The organism is Pseudomonas sp. BW7P1 (assembly GCF_024981055.1).
In the GTDB taxonomy this organism is placed as follows: domain Bacteria; phylum Pseudomonadota; class Gammaproteobacteria; order Pseudomonadales; family Pseudomonadaceae; genus Aquipseudomonas; species Aquipseudomonas bananamidigenes.
Genome location: NZ_CP103374.1, coordinates 3,640,402 through 3,654,434 on the forward strand (window position 1 = coordinate 3,640,402; position 14,033 = coordinate 3,654,434).

Annotated in this window: 16 protein-coding genes; 12 read left to right on the forward strand and 4 right to left on the reverse strand. The window is 60.3% G+C overall.

Annotated elements, in window-relative coordinates:
• Positions 1-144 precede the first annotated feature (144 nt).
• The 4 genes from NWV16_RS16180 (at position 145) to NWV16_RS16195 (ending at position 2,254) form a co-directional block, all read left to right on the forward strand.
• Positions 145-687 carry a polyprenyl synthetase family protein gene (locus NWV16_RS16180; protein ID WP_260519867.1) on the forward strand — a complete coding sequence of 181 codons (543 nt, stop codon included), beginning with the start codon at positions 145-147 and terminating at the stop codon, positions 685-687.
• A gap of 5 nt (positions 688-692) precedes the next feature.
• Positions 693-1,112 (forward strand): hypothetical protein, encoded by a 420-nt coding sequence (locus tag NWV16_RS16185; protein WP_260519868.1) that lies wholly within the window; start codon positions 693-695, stop codon positions 1,110-1,112.
• Positions 1,113-1,192: 80 nt separating this feature from the next.
• The gene (locus tag NWV16_RS16190; RefSeq protein WP_260519869.1) at positions 1,193-1,927 is read left to right on the forward strand and encodes an ABC transporter substrate-binding protein; all 735 of its coding nucleotides are present in this window, start codon (positions 1,193-1,195) and stop codon (positions 1,925-1,927) included.
• A gap of 108 nt (positions 1,928-2,035) precedes the next feature.
• Positions 2,036-2,254: a hypothetical protein gene (locus tag NWV16_RS16195; RefSeq protein ID WP_260519870.1), complete on the forward strand. Its 219-nt coding sequence runs from the start codon at positions 2,036-2,038 to the stop codon at positions 2,252-2,254.
• On the opposite strand, the gene NWV16_RS16200 is transcribed toward NWV16_RS16195, so the two are convergent.
• The 3 genes from NWV16_RS16200 to NWV16_RS16210 form a co-directional block, all read right to left on the reverse strand.
• Positions 2,242-3,666 (reverse strand): FAD/NAD(P)-binding protein, encoded by a 1,425-nt coding sequence (locus NWV16_RS16200; protein ID WP_260519871.1) that lies wholly within the window; start codon positions 3,664-3,666, stop codon positions 2,242-2,244. The two genes, NWV16_RS16195 and NWV16_RS16200, sit on opposite strands and share 13 nt — an antisense overlap.
• Before the next feature lie 58 nt (positions 3,667-3,724).
• The gene (locus NWV16_RS16205) at positions 3,725-5,128 is read right to left on the reverse strand and encodes an LLM class flavin-dependent oxidoreductase (protein WP_260519872.1); all 1,404 of its coding nucleotides are present in this window, start codon (positions 5,126-5,128) and stop codon (positions 3,725-3,727) included.
• A 215-nt stretch (positions 5,129-5,343) separates the two neighbouring features.
• The gene (locus NWV16_RS16210) at positions 5,344-5,907 is read right to left on the reverse strand and encodes a helix-turn-helix domain-containing protein (protein ID WP_260519873.1); all 564 of its coding nucleotides are present in this window, start codon (positions 5,905-5,907) and stop codon (positions 5,344-5,346) included.
• An 85-nt stretch (positions 5,908-5,992) separates the two neighbouring features.
• Between NWV16_RS16210 and NWV16_RS16215 the strand changes: the two genes are divergently transcribed.
• The 7 genes from NWV16_RS16215 (at position 5,993) to NWV16_RS16245 (ending at position 13,077) form a co-directional block, all read left to right on the forward strand.
• The gene (locus NWV16_RS16215) at positions 5,993-6,931 is read left to right on the forward strand and encodes a DMT family transporter (RefSeq protein ID WP_260519874.1); all 939 of its coding nucleotides are present in this window, start codon (positions 5,993-5,995) and stop codon (positions 6,929-6,931) included.
• Between the two features lie 106 nt (positions 6,932-7,037).
• Positions 7,038-9,938 carry a monovalent cation/H+ antiporter subunit A gene (locus tag NWV16_RS16220; protein ID WP_260519875.1) on the forward strand — a complete coding sequence of 967 codons (2,901 nt, stop codon included), beginning with the start codon at positions 7,038-7,040 and terminating at the stop codon, positions 9,936-9,938.
• Positions 9,938-10,282, forward strand: a complete 345-nt coding sequence (locus NWV16_RS16225; protein ID WP_057007546.1) for a Na+/H+ antiporter subunit C — start codon at positions 9,938-9,940, stop codon at positions 10,280-10,282. Before NWV16_RS16220 ends, NWV16_RS16225 begins: the two co-directional genes overlap by 1 nt.
• The gene (locus NWV16_RS16230; protein ID WP_260519876.1) at positions 10,279-11,958 is read left to right on the forward strand and encodes a monovalent cation/H+ antiporter subunit D; all 1,680 of its coding nucleotides are present in this window, start codon (positions 10,279-10,281) and stop codon (positions 11,956-11,958) included. Before NWV16_RS16225 ends, NWV16_RS16230 begins: the two co-directional genes overlap by 4 nt.
• Positions 11,955-12,443 carry a Na+/H+ antiporter subunit E gene (locus NWV16_RS16235; protein WP_260519877.1) on the forward strand — a complete coding sequence of 163 codons (489 nt, stop codon included), beginning with the start codon at positions 11,955-11,957 and terminating at the stop codon, positions 12,441-12,443. Before NWV16_RS16230 ends, NWV16_RS16235 begins: the two co-directional genes overlap by 4 nt.
• Positions 12,440-12,718 carry a K+/H+ antiporter subunit F gene (locus tag NWV16_RS16240; protein WP_065259757.1) on the forward strand — a complete coding sequence of 93 codons (279 nt, stop codon included), beginning with the start codon at positions 12,440-12,442 and terminating at the stop codon, positions 12,716-12,718. Before NWV16_RS16235 ends, NWV16_RS16240 begins: the two co-directional genes overlap by 4 nt.
• Positions 12,715-13,077 carry a Na+/H+ antiporter subunit G gene (locus NWV16_RS16245; RefSeq protein ID WP_260519878.1) on the forward strand — a complete coding sequence of 121 codons (363 nt, stop codon included), beginning with the start codon at positions 12,715-12,717 and terminating at the stop codon, positions 13,075-13,077. The genes NWV16_RS16240 and NWV16_RS16245 overlap by 4 nt, the downstream gene beginning before the upstream one ends.
• Here NWV16_RS16245 and NWV16_RS16250 read toward each other — a convergent pair.
• A complete protein-coding gene (locus tag NWV16_RS16250) occupies positions 13,074-13,514 on the reverse strand; it encodes a DUF3995 domain-containing protein (protein ID WP_065259755.1) in 441 nt (146 codons plus the stop codon). The two genes, NWV16_RS16245 and NWV16_RS16250, sit on opposite strands and share 4 nt — an antisense overlap.
• A gap of 94 nt (positions 13,515-13,608) precedes the next feature.
• Between NWV16_RS16250 and NWV16_RS16255 the strand changes: the two genes are divergently transcribed.
• A complete protein-coding gene (locus tag NWV16_RS16255; RefSeq protein WP_260519879.1) occupies positions 13,609-13,995 on the forward strand; it encodes a DUF2946 domain-containing protein in 387 nt (128 codons plus the stop codon).
• Positions 13,996-14,033 lie beyond the last annotated feature (38 nt).

The window sequence follows — 14,033 nt, forward strand, 5'->3', positions numbered from 1 at the left end:
TCATAGAACGCAATTGAAAAAAACCAATAACCAATCATTCTTTCAAGCCACTGACAAAATGAAGTGGCCACACTAAATTTAAATATGCTTCAACCTCATTCAACTAACGCCTTTATCTCGTCAATTACATTGAGGATTCCCGCCATGTACTCGTCAAGCTTGCATCAGTATGCGACAGCGAAGCAGGACTGGATCGCTCCTTTTGACTATCAGGAGCAACATGCCGGTATGAGAGTAAGGACCGCCCTGACGCATGCACTGGCCGCGCTCTATCACATAGAGCCCGAACTGGCTCAGACCCTCTGTCATTGCGTAGAACGCTTCAATACGGCGTCCCTGGTACACGACGACATCGTTGACCAGGACCGTATCCGTCGCGGAGCACCGTCGGTCTGGGTGAAGTTTGGTGTGGCCATGGCATTGGTTTCCGGTATGTATGGGTACATCGACGGCTTGCAAAGACTGAGTGCCTTGAATCGTCTGGATCTGGTCAGCAGTGGACTCGAAAGCCTGGAAGCTCTGCACGTTGGTCAGTGCCTGGACACGCAAATCAGTGAGGGAAACACTTTACCCACACTGGACGAATATCGTTTTGTTGCTCAAACCAATACTGGATGTTTTTTATCTTCATTCTTCAAGCGTGTCAGCAAATCGCCCCGTTACCTGAACCCTGCTACGACGAGCTGAAAAAAATGCTGCTGGAATTGTCGGTTTATTACCGGTTCATTAACGACTATTGCGACATCAACCACATACCGCACTTTATAAAGAAAGGCTTCGCACCGGATCTCGAGGGCGGTCCAAAATCCTTCCTGATGATACTGGCCGGGCAAACATTAAAAAAACAAAAGAGAAGTGACGCCCAGAAACGTAAGATCATCAGCAAATGGGGAAAGGCTGGAGTATTTTCGCAAGCACTTGAACTGATGGAAATCAGCTTTTACAGCATTCAACAACACTTGTTTCGTGCTAAAAAAAACATGAACAATCAGAATTTCGAACAACTTGAAAAATTTCTGCAAAGTGTTCATTTCAAACAAGAACCGCAAGATAATTTCTACGAGAACCTGAACGGTGCGATGTATAAATTACCGATAAAGCCTGTTCTCTGACACAAAAGCCCCGCTGATTTCCCACGACAGCCTGCATACGCACGTACTAAGCTGGGCGATTGAATTTTCAGGGACGATCCATGAAACGTTTTGCCGCCTGCCTGTTGTCTCTTCTGGCCCTGACGGCCAATGCGGCAGACCTGCAACTGCTCACCGACTACCATCCTCCCTTGCACTTCATGCAGGGCGACCGCCTGGTCGGTTATGGCGTGGATGTGGTGCAAGCCCTGGCGGCACAGACCGGCGATCGCATTCATCTGCAACAAGTGCCGCTGCTGCGCGCCCTGCGCATGGCCAGCGACACTCCCGACACCGGGGTATTTACCGTGCTGCGCACCGACGTGCGCGACGAGCGCTATCAATGGGTCGGGCCGCTGCTCGAAGTGGAAACCGCGCTGTATGCCCACGACAATTTTCAGCCACGGGTGCACAGCCTGCGTGAAGCGGACCACCTTGGCCGCATTACCGTGCCGCGCAAATGGCTGGTCTACAGCTATTTGCAGGAACAGGATCTGACCAATCTCTACGGCGTGGAAACACCGGAACAGATGATGCGCCTGTTCAGTCTCGGGCGAACCGACTTCGTCGTCTCCGACACGCTGTCCAGCGCCGCCCTCGCCCGCGAGCAAGGCATGGAGCCGGGGCGCCTTCTGTATCAGATTCCGCTGATGAAGCGGGACACCTACATCGCGTTCTCCCGCCAGACCGATCCGAAACAGGTCGCACGCTGGCAGCAAGCACTGGACGCCCTGCGAGCCGACGGACGTCTGGAGCAAATGCGCCAGCGCTGGCTGAGCAATACCTTGCCACGCTGATCACGTATCAAGATCTTTGATAACGACTATCCGAAAAGGTGTTTTTTCTTCTGGCGCCGACCGCCCTAAAGTGGCAGCCATCCTTCTCCCCTGTTCGGGTACAGCCCCATGAAAGACTTCATCGCCCTTGGGTTTATCGTCGCCCTGATCGGTGGCACCTCCGCCGCCATTGCCAGCGCTCATGGGCCTGCTGTTGCCATGAGTGGCGTCGGCCAGTCCGGCGCGCCGAATGTCGATACCGTCAATATTGGCCGCGAGGCCGGAAGCAATGCAGACCAGTCTCTTTACGTCGCGCTGAACGACTCCGGATTCGGCTACGACGAGTGAGTCACCAAATACGCCGCCAGCGCCTTGGCCTGCAACGCAACATCGGTCACCGCCGTACTTTCCCACCACATCCCTCTCAGTGGCGGGCCCATGGCGAACAGTCGTTCTGACACCTTGCCCTGTGCATCCAGCACCGCACCGTCAACCGTCGCCGCGATCCCCAGCGCCAATGGCCCCGGTTGTACCAGGCCACGGGCCAACAGTTGCTGTGGCAATGGCCGGTCGACCCTGCGCCAGTCGTATTCGATACCGCTGGAATTGATCAGGGCTGCGCCGCGCACCACGCAGGTTTGTTGTTCACCCCGGGGACGAATGCGAATACTCACACCAGCGCCAGAAAAAGGCTCAAGTCCTTTATAGGACGCAGCGTGAATCCGCAGGCGCCCTTCACGGTGCAGACGCTCGACCAGTTCCGCACTCAGCGGCGGCGAGCGATGGTGATGACTTTCCCACCACGGTCGCACATGACGCACAAACTGCCGGCGCTGCACGTCGCTCGCCTGGCTCCACAGCCGACCGATGTGAGCGCGCACCGTATCCAGAGGCGCCTGCCAGTCGATGCCTTGGGCGATTGCGTCTTTGCACTGCCGACGCAATTCGAGCACTAACTGGCGCGGCGTGCGAATAGTGTGATCTTCGGCGAGGAAATCCACCCAGGCCGGGGGCTGCCGTCGCACATGAGGCAATAATCCATGTCGGGAAAACACTTCTATCGGCCCGCGATGCCCGGCCTGCTCCAGCGACACAACCGCATCGACCATGGTCAGGCCGGAGCCGATGATCAGCACCGTGGATTGCGGATCGAGCTGACGCATGGCGCTTACGTCCCAGGGATCCAGCGCGGCAGCGTTGAGACCGCTGGATTGCATTTGCGGCGTGCGGGCGGCCGGAAACATGCCGGTCGCCAACACAGCGAAAAAACCTTGCAGTCGCTGGCCGTCGCTCAAGGTGAGCTGCACCGAATCGGCCGAAGTCTGTACATCAACCACCTCAGCGCACACATGCTCGACGGTCGCCCCCTGCTGCGCCCCCACCTGCTGCGCCTCGGCCAGTCGCTGCTGCACATAGACACCGAACAGCCCCCGTGGCGGAAACAATTCACTGACCGGCACATGCTGATGATCCGACTCCGGCCAGCCGCCGCCGGCAATGTGTTCGGTCAGCCATCGGGTCAGGTCATCGGCATTGTCCGGGTCGACGCTCATCCGCGCCGCGTTACCGTTGAGCGTGTGCCCCAGCTCAACCGCACTGTACGCTTCGCCGCGGCCCAATTCAGCCCTGGGCTCGACCACCAGAATCTTTCGCCGTCCCGACAGGCGCAGCAATTGCACCGCCAGCATCGTGCCGCTGAGACCGCCGCCGACAATCAGGATGTCGGCGTGACGGATGGCGGTCGTATCGGTTTGAGTCATGCCGTTCTCGCTGCAGAGGGTTGCTCGAGCCAGTGTCGTGCAGACACCGCGAACGAGTCTAGACAGACGCGACCTTTTTCTCCTGACGATGCAATTCGCCCAGGTTTCGATAACCGCTGCCTGGATGAATCTCCGGCAACCTCGGCCCCTCGCCAAACAGCTTCTCCCGCAATGTCCCCGGGGCATATTCGGTCTTGTAGACGCCGCGCTTCTGTAACTCCGGCACCAGCAATTCCACGGCGTCGATGAAGGTTTCGTGGGTCAGCGCGTAAGCCAGGTTGAAACCGTCGACGTCGGTTTCATCGACCCATTCCTGCAACAGGTCCGCCACCGTTTGCGGACTACCGACGAACAGCGGGCCGAAACCGCCGATGCCGACCCAGTCAGCCAGTTCATTCGGAGTCCAGACTTTGTTCGGGTCCGCCGTGGAAAACGCTTCGACCGCCGACTGAATCGCGTTGGTGTGGACGTGCTTGAGCGGTTCGTCCGGTTTGAAGCGGCTGAAGTCGATGCCGGTCCAGCCCGAAATCAGCGCCATCGCACCCTCGTAACTCACCCAGGATTTGTACTCTTCGAACTTGGCTTTGGCCTTGGCGTCAGTCTCGCCGAGGATCACGGTTTGCAAATTGAAGATCAGGACCTTCGACGGATCGCGCCCGGCCTCCGCGGCGCGGCGGCGGATATCGGCTACGGTTTTCTTGAGCAGCACTTTCGACGGCGCGGCGACGAAAACGCACTCGGCATGCTCGGCGGCAAACTGCTTGCCCCGGCTGGACGCCCCGGCCTGATAGAGAACCGGCGTACGCTGTGGCGACGGCTCGCAGAGGTGGATACCCGGCACCTGAAAGTGTTTACCCTGGTGGCGGATCTCGTGGATCTTGCTCGGATCGCTGAAAATTCGCCGTTCACGATCCCGCAAAATCGCGCCCTGCTCCCAACTGCCTTCCCAGAGCTTGTAGCAGACCTCCAGGTATTCCTCGGCAAAGTCGTAACGCGCGTCGTGTTCGGTCTGGGCTTGCTGACCGATGTTTTTCGCGCCGCTTTCCAGATAAGAGGTAACGATATTCCAGCCGGCACGGCCCTTGGTCAGGTGATCGAGAGTCGACAGGCGTCGGGCGAACGGATACGGATGCTCGAAGGATAACGAAGCGGTCAGACCGAAACCCAGATGCTCGGTCACCAGCGCCATCGGCGGGATCAGTTGCAGCGGATCATTGACCGGCACCTGCGCCGCCTGCCGGATCGCCGCCTCGCCGTTGCCGTTATACACGTCGTAGATGCCCAGCACGTCGGCGATGAACAACCCGTCGAACTTGCCACGCTCAAGTATTTTCGCCAGATCGGTCCAGTACTCCAGATCCTTGTACTGCCAGGAACGGTCACGCGGATGCGCCCACAGGCCCGGTGACTGATGGCCGACGCAGTTCATGTCGAAGGCGTTGAGACGAATTTCGCGAGGCATCAGAAAGCACTCCCGATTTTCAGGAGGCGTTCAGTGGTTTGAGTTGAAGCGGTCATGTGAGGCGACTCCGTGGTTCCGGATGAGGATCCAGAATCCAAAGCAGGAGTCATGCCTGAATATTTTTTCGTTATTTATCAACAAGTTGAAAAACAAACTTAAAATATCTCGCACGCAGAACAGTACAAACTGTTTACCCGCTGTCGACCCTGCAACAGTCAGATCACCACATTACGCACGAAACGCGCCGCGACGTCCCCATCGTTGCGATAGGTGTGTGGCTGATTGCTGGCGAACATGAAAAACTCCCCGGCGGCGATGTGCTGCGGCTGGTCGCCAAGCATCAGGGTCAGGCAGCCCTCGAACACGAAAATCTGCTCGCTCCAGCCGTCGGCGTCCGGTTGGGAAGGATAGACCTCGCCCGGTTGCAGGCACCATTCCCACTGCTCCACTGCGCGGGTGGCACTGGCCTTGGACAGCAAAACCGCTTTGCTGCCGGGAATGCTGCCGGCCCAGGCCAGTTCGTTGATACGACCCGGGTCGCGGTTGTCCGGAGCCTGGATCAGATCGCTGAAGGCCACGTCGAGGGCTTCGGCGACGCGGTCAAGCGTGGTCAGGCTGACGTTTTTTTCGCCGGCTTCGATGGCCACCAGCATGCGCCGACTGACCCCGGACTTTTCCGCAAGAGTCGTCTGGCTCATGTCGGCCGCATGGCGCAAGCGTCGGACGTTCTGGCTGACGTGCTGCAGGACCGAGGCCCGTTGAACGGAATCTTTGTGCACTATATTGCTCACTGGTTGAGGTTGGGCAGTATACTGCGCAACATTTGGCGCATTGTGCGTTCCCTCTTCAAAAGTGTGCAAGATCATGACGTCAGCCAGTCCCTCTCAAACGCCCCTGCGGTTTTCCCGGTTCAGCAAGGCCGAGTGCGTGCTCGTGCTGATCACCATGCTCTGGGGCGGCACCTTTCTGCTGGTGCAGCACGCCATGAGCGTCAGTGGCCCGATGTTTTTTGTCGGCCTGCGCTTTGCCGCAGCGGCGAGCATCGTGGCGTTGTTTTCCTGGAAACACTTGCGCGAACTGACCTTGTTCGAATGCAAGGCGGGTGCCTTCATCGGCGTGGCCATCCTGCTCGGTTATGGCTTGCAGACCGTAGGCTTGCAGAGTATTCCGAGCAGTCAGTCAGCGTTCATCACGGCACTGTACGTACCGTTCGTGCCGCTGCTGCAATGGCTGGTGCTGGGCCGGCGTCCCGGCTTGATGCCGAGCATCGGCATCATGCTGGCGTTTACCGGGTTGATGCTGCTGTCCGGGCCCTCTGGCGCATCGTTGAACTTCAGTCCCGGTGAAATCGCCACGCTGATCAGCGCCATCGCCATCGCGGCGGAGATCATTCTGATCAGCACCTATGCAGGCCAGGTCGATGTACGCCGCGTGACGGTGGTGCAACTGGCGACGACTTCGGCGTTGGCATTTCTGATGGTGGTACCGACCGGTGAGGCGATCCCGGACTTCTCGTGGCTGCTGGTGACCACCGCTTTGGGGCTGGGCGCTATGAGCGCGGCGATTCAGGTCGCCATGAATTGGGCGCAGAAAAGCGTTTCACCCACCCGCGCGACCCTGATCTACGCCGGCGAACCCGTATGGGCCGGGATCGCCGGCAGAATTGCCGGCGAGCGCCTGCCAGCGATTGCCCTGGTCGGTGCGGGGCTGATCGTGGCGGCGGTGATTGTCAGTGAGTTGAAGACCAAGGGCAAAACGACACAAGCGGTCATAGAAGAGTTCGAGCGCGAGACAGAAGGCTGAACGAGGATTTTGCGTCTATTTTGTAGGATTCAGAGACATCCTCGCGTTTGGCGATCCGGGAGCTGGCACGTATGATGCTTCACAAACTTCCGCAGATTAGAAGCCTATGTCCCTGATAGTTCTACTGCTTCTGCCTTTTCTGGGCAGCTGTGTGGCCGCGGTGCTGCCACACAACGCACGTAACGCCGAATCCCTGTTGGCCGGTCTGGTCGCCTTGATCGGAACCGTTGCTGTCGCCATGCTGTACCCGCAAATCGCCCATGGCGGCGTGATTCGCGAAGAGTTCAACTGGCTGCCCAGCCTCGGGCTGAACTTCGTCCTGCGCATGGACGGTTTCGCCTGGCTGTTCTCGATGCTGGTGCTGGGCATCGGCACCCTCGTTTCCTTGTATGCCCGTTATTACATGTCGCCGGACGATCCGGTGCCGCGTTTCTTCGCGTTCTTTCTGGCATTCATGGGCGCCATGCTCGGGCTGGTGATTTCCGGCAACCTGATCCAGATCGTGTTCTTCTGGGAACTGACCAGCCTTTTTTCGTTCCTGTTGATCGGCTACTGGCACCACCGCCACGACGCCCGGCGCGGCGCCTACATGGCGCTGATGGTCACCGGTGCGGGAGGATTGTGCCTGCTGGCGGGGGTCATGATCCTCGGCCATGTCGTCGGCAGCTATGACCTGGACAAGGTCCTGGCCGCCGGTGATCTGATTCGTGCACATGCCCTCTACCCCATCCTGCTTCCCCTCATTCTCATCGGCGCCCTCAGCAAAAGTGCGCAGTTCCCCTTCCACTTCTGGCTGCCCCACGCCATGGCGGCGCCGACACCGGTTTCGGCTTACCTGCACTCGGCGACCATGGTCAAGGCCGGGGTGTTCCTGCTCGCCCGGTTGTGGCCGTCGCTGTCCGGCAGTGAAGAGTGGTTCTACATCGTCAGCGGCGCTGGCGCCGCCACGCTGTTGCTTGGCGCCTACTGCGCAATGTTCCAGAACGATCTCAAGGGACTGCTGGCCTATTCGACCATCAGCCACCTCGGCCTGATCACGCTGCTGCTGGGCCTCAACAGCCCGCTGGCCGCCGTCGCCGCGGTGTTCCACATTCTCAACCACGCGACCTTCAAGGCTTCGCTGTTCATGGCCGCCGGGATCATCGACCACGAAAGCGGCACCCGCGACATCCGCAAGCTCAACGGTCTGTTCAAACTGATCCCGTTCACCGCCACTCTGGCAATGGTCGCGAGTGCCTCCATGGCCGGCGTGCCGTTGCTCAACGGTTTCCTGTCGAAAGAAATGTTCTTCGCCGAAACCGTGTTCATCAATGCCACGGCCTGGGTTGAAGCAACACTGCCAATCGTGGCGACCATCGCCGGTACGTTCAGCGTTGCCTACTCGCTGCGCTTCACCGTCGACGTGTTCTTCGGCCCGACCGCCACCGATTTGCCGCACACTCCGCACGAGCCACCACGCTGGATGCGCGCACCGGTTGAACTGCTGGTGTTCACCTGCCTGCTGGTCGGAATTTTCCCGGCCCAGATCGTCGGCCCGTTGCTGGCGGCGGCTGCACTGCCGGTAGTCGGCGGCGTACTTCCGCAATACAGCCTGGCGATCTGGCACGGCCTCAACGCCCCGATGATCATGAGCCTGATTGCCATGTCCGGCGGCATCGTGGTCTATCTGCTGCTGCGCAATCAGCTCAAGCGCGGCCGTTTCAAGTTCCCGCCGCTGGTGGGCCGCTTCAACGGCAAGCGCCTGTTCGAGCGCAGTCTCGTCGCGATGATGCGTCTGGCTCGCCGACTGGAGCGGCGGATCGGCACCAGGCGCCTGCAAACCCAGCTGTTCCTGATGGTCCTGGCGGCGGTGCTCGCCGGGTTGATCCCGATGCTGCACAGCAGCCTGAGTTGGGGCGACCGGCCGAAAATCCCCGGCTCCATCGTGTTCGTGACCCTGTGGCTGCTGGCAATCGCCTGCGCCCTCGGTGCCGCATGGCAGGCCAAATATCACCGTCTCGCCGCCCTGACCATGGTCAGTGTCTGCGGACTGATGACCTGCGTGACCTTCGTCTGGTTCTCGGCACCGGATCTGGCCCTGACGCAACTGGTAGTCGAAGTGGTGACCACGGTGCTGATCCTGCTTGGACTGCGCTGGCTGCCACGACGCATCGAAGAGGTTTCGCCATTGCCGAGCAGTCTGCGCAAGGCGCGAGTGCGGCGTCTGCGCGACCTGTTGCTGTCGATTGCCGTCGGCGGGGGCATGGCGCTGCTGTCCTACGCGATGCTGACCCGGCAGACCCCGAACGACATTTCTTCGTTCTATCTGAGTCGCGCCTTGCCTGAAGGCGGCGGCAGCAATGTGGTCAACGTGATGCTGGTGGACTTCCGTGGTTTCGACACCCTCGGCGAAATTACCGTGCTGGTGGCCGTGGCGCTGACCGTGTTTGCCCTGCTGCGCCGTTTCCGTCCGCCGAAAGAAAGCCTGCAACTGCCCGCCCAGCAACGCCTGCTGGCGCCGGACGTGGTCACCGATCTGGTCAACCCCCGTTCGGCCAGCGACACCGCACTCGGTTTCATGATGGTGCCGGCGGTGCTGGTGCGCCTGCTGCTGCCGATAGCGCTGGTGGTGTCGTTCTATCTGTTCATGCGCGGGCACAACCAGCCGGGCGGCGGGTTTGTCGCCGGCCTGGTGATGTCGGTGGCGTTCATCCTGCAATACATGGTCGCCGGCACCCAGTGGGTCGAGGCGCAAATGAGCCTGCGACCGCTTCGCTGGATGGGTACCGGGCTGCTGTTCGCCACGGTCACCGGTCTCGGCGCGATGTTGGCGGGTTACCCGTTCCTCACCACGCACACCTGGCATTTCAACGTGCCAGTACTGGGTGACATCCATATCGCCAGCGCGCTGTTCTTCGATATTGGCGTATACGCAGTGGTGGTCGGGTCGACGCTGTTGATCCTCACCGCCCTCGCCCACCAATCGGTCCGGGGCCACAAAACCGCTGCCATCAAAGGAGCCGTCTGATGGAAGAAGTCATTGCAATCGCCATCGGCGTGCTCGCCGCCTCCGGCGTCTGGCTGATCCTGCGTCCGCGGACGTTCCAGGTGGTCATGGGCCTGTGCCTGCTGTCCTACGGCGTCAATCTGTTCATCTTCAGCATGGGCAGCCTGTTCATCGGTAAAGAACCGATCATCAAGGACGGTGTGCCGCAGGATCTGCTCAATTACACCGACCCGCTGCCTCAGGCGCTGGTGCTGACGGCGATCGTCATCAGCTTCGCCATGACCGCACTGTTTCTAGTGGTACTGCTCGCTTCACGGGGCCTGACCGGCACCGACCATGTGGACGGCCGGGAGCCCAGGGAATGACGGCGATGACGCACCTGATCGCTGCGCCGATCCTGCTGCCGCTGCTGACGGCTGCCATCATGTTGATGCTTGGCGAAAAACACCGTCCGCTGAAGGCAAAGATCAACCTGTTTTCCAGCCTGCTGGGGCTGGTGATTTCCCTGCTGTTGCTGCAATGGACCCAGACCACCGGCGTACCCGGCTCCATCGGCGTCTACCTGCCGGGCAACTGGCAAGTCCCGTTCGGCATCGTCCTGGTGGTCGATCGCCTCTCGGCATTGATGCTCGTGCTGACCGGCATCATCGGCGTCAGCGCCCTGCTGTTCGCCATGGCCCGCTGGGATGGCGCAGGCTCAAGCTTCCATGCGCTGTTCCAGATTCAGTTGATGGGCCTTTACGGCGCGTTCCTCACGGCGGACCTGTTCAACCTGTTCGTGTTCTTCGAAGTGCTGCTCGCGGCCTCCTACGGTTTGCTGCTCCACGGCTCGGGCCGGGCGCGGGTGTCGTCGGGGCTGCATTACATTTCGATCAACCTGTTGGCGTCGTCGCTGTTCCTGATCGGCGCGGCATTGATCTACGGCGTCACCGGCACGTTGAACATGGCCGACCTGGCCATGAAGATTCCGTTGGTGCCGGAAGCCGACCGAGGCCTGCTGCATGCAGGCGCGGCCATCCTGGCGGTGGCATTCCTGGCCAAGGCCGGAATGTGGCCACTGAACTTCTGGCTGGTACCGGCCTATTCCTCGGCCAGCGCGCCGGTGGCGGCGATGTTCGCGATCATGACCAAGGTTGGCGTCTACACCTTGCTGCGCCTGTGGACGCTGCTGTTCTCCGGGCAGGCCGGTGCTTCGGCCTACTTCGGCGGTGACTGGCTGATCTACGGCGGCATGGCGACCATGCTCTGCGCCGGCGTGGCGATCATCGCCGCGCAACGCCTGGAACGCATGGCCAGCCTGAGCATTCTGGTGTCGGCGGGTATTCTGTTATCGGCAGTGGGTTTCGCCCAGCCGAACCTCATTGGCGCAGCACTGTTCTATCTGGTCAGCTCGACCCTGGCCCTGAGCGCACTGTTTTTGCTGGCGGAACTGATCGAACGTTCGCGAACCGCCATCGAAGTACCACTGGAGGACGAAAACGAGCTGCTTCCGCGTCCGCAACAATGGCAGCCACCGGTCAAGGGCATCAACCTCGACGATGACCAGAAAGCCGTGGTCGGTCAGGTGATTCCGTGGACCATGGCGTTCCTCGGTCTGAGCTTCATCGCCTGTGCGCTGCTGATCGTCGGCATGCCGCCATTGTCGGGATTCATCGGCAAGCTGAGCCTGATCGGCGCCCTGCTCAACCCGCTGGGCCTGGGTGCCGGAGAGCCGATTACCATGGCGGCCTGGGGCTTGCTGGCACTGCTGATCCTCACCGGCCTCGGCTCGTTGATGGCCTTCTCGCGACTGGGCATCCAGCGCTTCTGGTCACCGGAAGAACGTCCGTCACCGGTGCTGCGCAAACTCGAGTGCACGCCGATTTTCCTGCTGCTCGGCCTGAGCATCGCCCTGACCTTCAAGGCTGAACCGCTGCTGCGTTACACCCAGGCCGCAGCAGACGCATTGAACAATCCGCAGCAATACGTAATGGCGGTGCTCGGCACTCGCGCCGTTCCGGGCCCCGAAGCCAAGGCTGCGCTGCTGGAGGTGCAACCATGAAGCGCCTGTTCCCTGCTCCGTGGCTGTCACTTGCATTGTGGTTGCTGTGGCTGGTGCTGAACCTGTCGATCAGCCCCGGCAATCTGCTGCTGGGGGCGGCATTGGGTTTCTGCGCGCCGCTGATGATGCGCAAACTGCGTCCGCAACGTATTCACATCCGCCGTCCGGGCGTGATTCTGCGCCTGATCCTGATGGTCGGGCGTGACGTGGTGGTTTCCAATCTGGCGGTGGCCTGGGGCGTTCTCAACGCCGGTCGTCGTCAGCCTCGCTCGCGTTTCATCAAGGTGCCGCTGGATCTGCGCGATGCCCATGGTTTGGCGGCGTTGTCGATGATCTGCACGGTCGTGCCCGGCACAGTGTGGTCGGAACTGGCGCTGGATCGCAGCATTCTGCTGATGCACGTCTGGGATCTGGATGACGAGGCGCAATTCATCCAGCATTTCAAGATCACGTACGAGCGACCGTTGATGGAGATTTTCGAATGAGCCCGCTGCTGTCGAATGCCATTGTGCTGACGCTTTTCCTGTTTTCTCTGGCGATGGTGTTCACGCTGATTCGCCTGTTCAAAGGGCCATCGGCGCAGGATCGGGTACTGGCGCTGGACTACCTGTACATCGTCGCCATGCTGATGATGCTGACCCTGGGAATTCGCTACTCCAGCGATACCTATTTCGAAGCGGCGCTGCTGATCGCGCTGTTCGGTTTCGTCGGCTCGTTTGCCCTGGCGAAATTCCTGCTGCGTGGCGAGGTGATCGAATGAACGCTCAATTGTCTCTGTGGGTGGAAATCCCGGTGGCGATCCTGCTGGTGCTCAGCGGCCTGTTTGCCCTGATCGGTGCAATCGGGCTGGTGCGAATGAAGGACTACTTCCAGCGCATGCATCCGCCGGCACTGGCCTCGACTCTCGGTGCGTGGTGCGTGGCCCTGGCGTCGATCATCTGTTTTTCCGCGCTCAAGTCCGGACCTGTGCTGCACGCCTGGCTGATCCCGATCCTGTTGTCGATCACAGTGCCGGTGACCACCCTGCTGCTGGCCCGGGCGGCGCTGTTCCGCAAACGCATGGCCGGGGATGATGTGCCGGCCGAAGTCAGCAGCCGACGCACCGAGAGCGGCAGCTAGATCCAGGCGACGGCCAACAGCCCGGCTCCCAATATCAGACACAGGGGTGAGTAGACCCAGGTGTCGAGCCGGGCAAATCGCGACCCCTTCACTTCCTTGAAAAAACCCACCAGTTCCGAATCGCCAATCGCCCTCGCGAACATCAGCAGCGCAATTGCGCTGATGACCCACTGCAACGCCCAGTGATGCACTGGCGAAAACCACCAGCCCACTCTCATGCACACCAGTGCGGCAATCAGCAACAGGGCCACCGCCACCACCAGCGTGATCCAGCCTGATGGCTTGAACGCCGGCCTGAGTGTCTGTCCGCCGTTTTCCACCGGAACCTGCGGTATCACCGCCACGGTCGCCCACTGTCCACCCATCGCCCAATACACATGCATCAGGCTGATCGCCGCAAATATCGTCACCAGCCATTGAGCCAACACAAAGGTCATGGTCGAGAATCCTTTCCAGGGATTTGAACAAAACATCCTAGTCGGCATTTTTCCATGTGCACGACCGGTCGGCGGTGCGGTAAAGTGCCGCCCCATGAAATTCCCCCGTTCCGATCGCTCACTGCTGGCCTGGATGCTCTATTGCTGCGTCCTGTTCAACGTGTTCGCCTGCAGCATCGGTCACGGACAAATGGTCGGCATGCAGCTCAACGGTATCGGCGGCCAGTTCTGTGCCATCGATCCGGGCACCCAGGCGCCTCTGACTTCCAGTCCTTCCGAAGAAAAACTGCCAACCCTGGCCAAGGCTTTCGGCTGTCCTCTGTGCTCCACCGGCGGCATGGGCCCGGCGTTCAACTCCAGCCTGACGCTGGCGATCCTGCCGGAACAACACAGTCCGCCGCTGCCGGCCGTTGTCAGCGCTGACCTCCCTGCCCGCTTCATCTGGCCTTCGGCCAATCCTCGCGCCCCGCCGCTCGCCTGAGTGTCTTTGCCTTTTTGATTTGTCAGCTCACTGCGCCA

Coding starts and splice junctions, on each gene's coding strand:
- NWV16_RS16205 (WP_260519872.1), bottom strand. CDS start 5,128: ATGCCTCGCGAAATTCGTCTCAACGCCTTCGACATGAACTGCGTCGGC.
- NWV16_RS16250 (WP_065259755.1), bottom strand. CDS start 13,514: ATGACCTTTGTGTTGGCTCAATGGCTGGTGACGATATTTGCGGCGATC.
- NWV16_RS16220 (WP_260519875.1), top strand. CDS start 7,038: ATGTCCCTGATAGTTCTACTGCTTCTGCCTTTTCTGGGCAGCTGTGTG.
- NWV16_RS16255 (WP_260519879.1), top strand. CDS start 13,609: ATGAAATTCCCCCGTTCCGATCGCTCACTGCTGGCCTGGATGCTCTAT.
- NWV16_RS16230 (WP_260519876.1), top strand. CDS start 10,279: ATGACGGCGATGACGCACCTGATCGCTGCGCCGATCCTGCTGCCGCTG.
- NWV16_RS16180 (WP_260519867.1), top strand. CDS start 145: ATGTACTCGTCAAGCTTGCATCAGTATGCGACAGCGAAGCAGGACTGG.
- NWV16_RS16245 (WP_260519878.1), top strand. CDS start 12,715: ATGAACGCTCAATTGTCTCTGTGGGTGGAAATCCCGGTGGCGATCCTG.
- NWV16_RS16235 (WP_260519877.1), top strand. CDS start 11,955: ATGAAGCGCCTGTTCCCTGCTCCGTGGCTGTCACTTGCATTGTGGTTG.
- NWV16_RS16185 (WP_260519868.1), top strand. CDS start 693: ATGCTGCTGGAATTGTCGGTTTATTACCGGTTCATTAACGACTATTGC.
- NWV16_RS16215 (WP_260519874.1), top strand. CDS start 5,993: ATGACGTCAGCCAGTCCCTCTCAAACGCCCCTGCGGTTTTCCCGGTTC.
- NWV16_RS16190 (WP_260519869.1), top strand. CDS start 1,193: ATGAAACGTTTTGCCGCCTGCCTGTTGTCTCTTCTGGCCCTGACGGCC.
- NWV16_RS16195 (WP_260519870.1), top strand. CDS start 2,036: ATGAAAGACTTCATCGCCCTTGGGTTTATCGTCGCCCTGATCGGTGGC.
- NWV16_RS16240 (WP_065259757.1), top strand. CDS start 12,440: ATGAGCCCGCTGCTGTCGAATGCCATTGTGCTGACGCTTTTCCTGTTT.
- NWV16_RS16200 (WP_260519871.1), bottom strand. CDS start 3,666: ATGACTCAAACCGATACGACCGCCATCCGTCACGCCGACATCCTGATT.
- NWV16_RS16225 (WP_057007546.1), top strand. CDS start 9,938: ATGGAAGAAGTCATTGCAATCGCCATCGGCGTGCTCGCCGCCTCCGGC.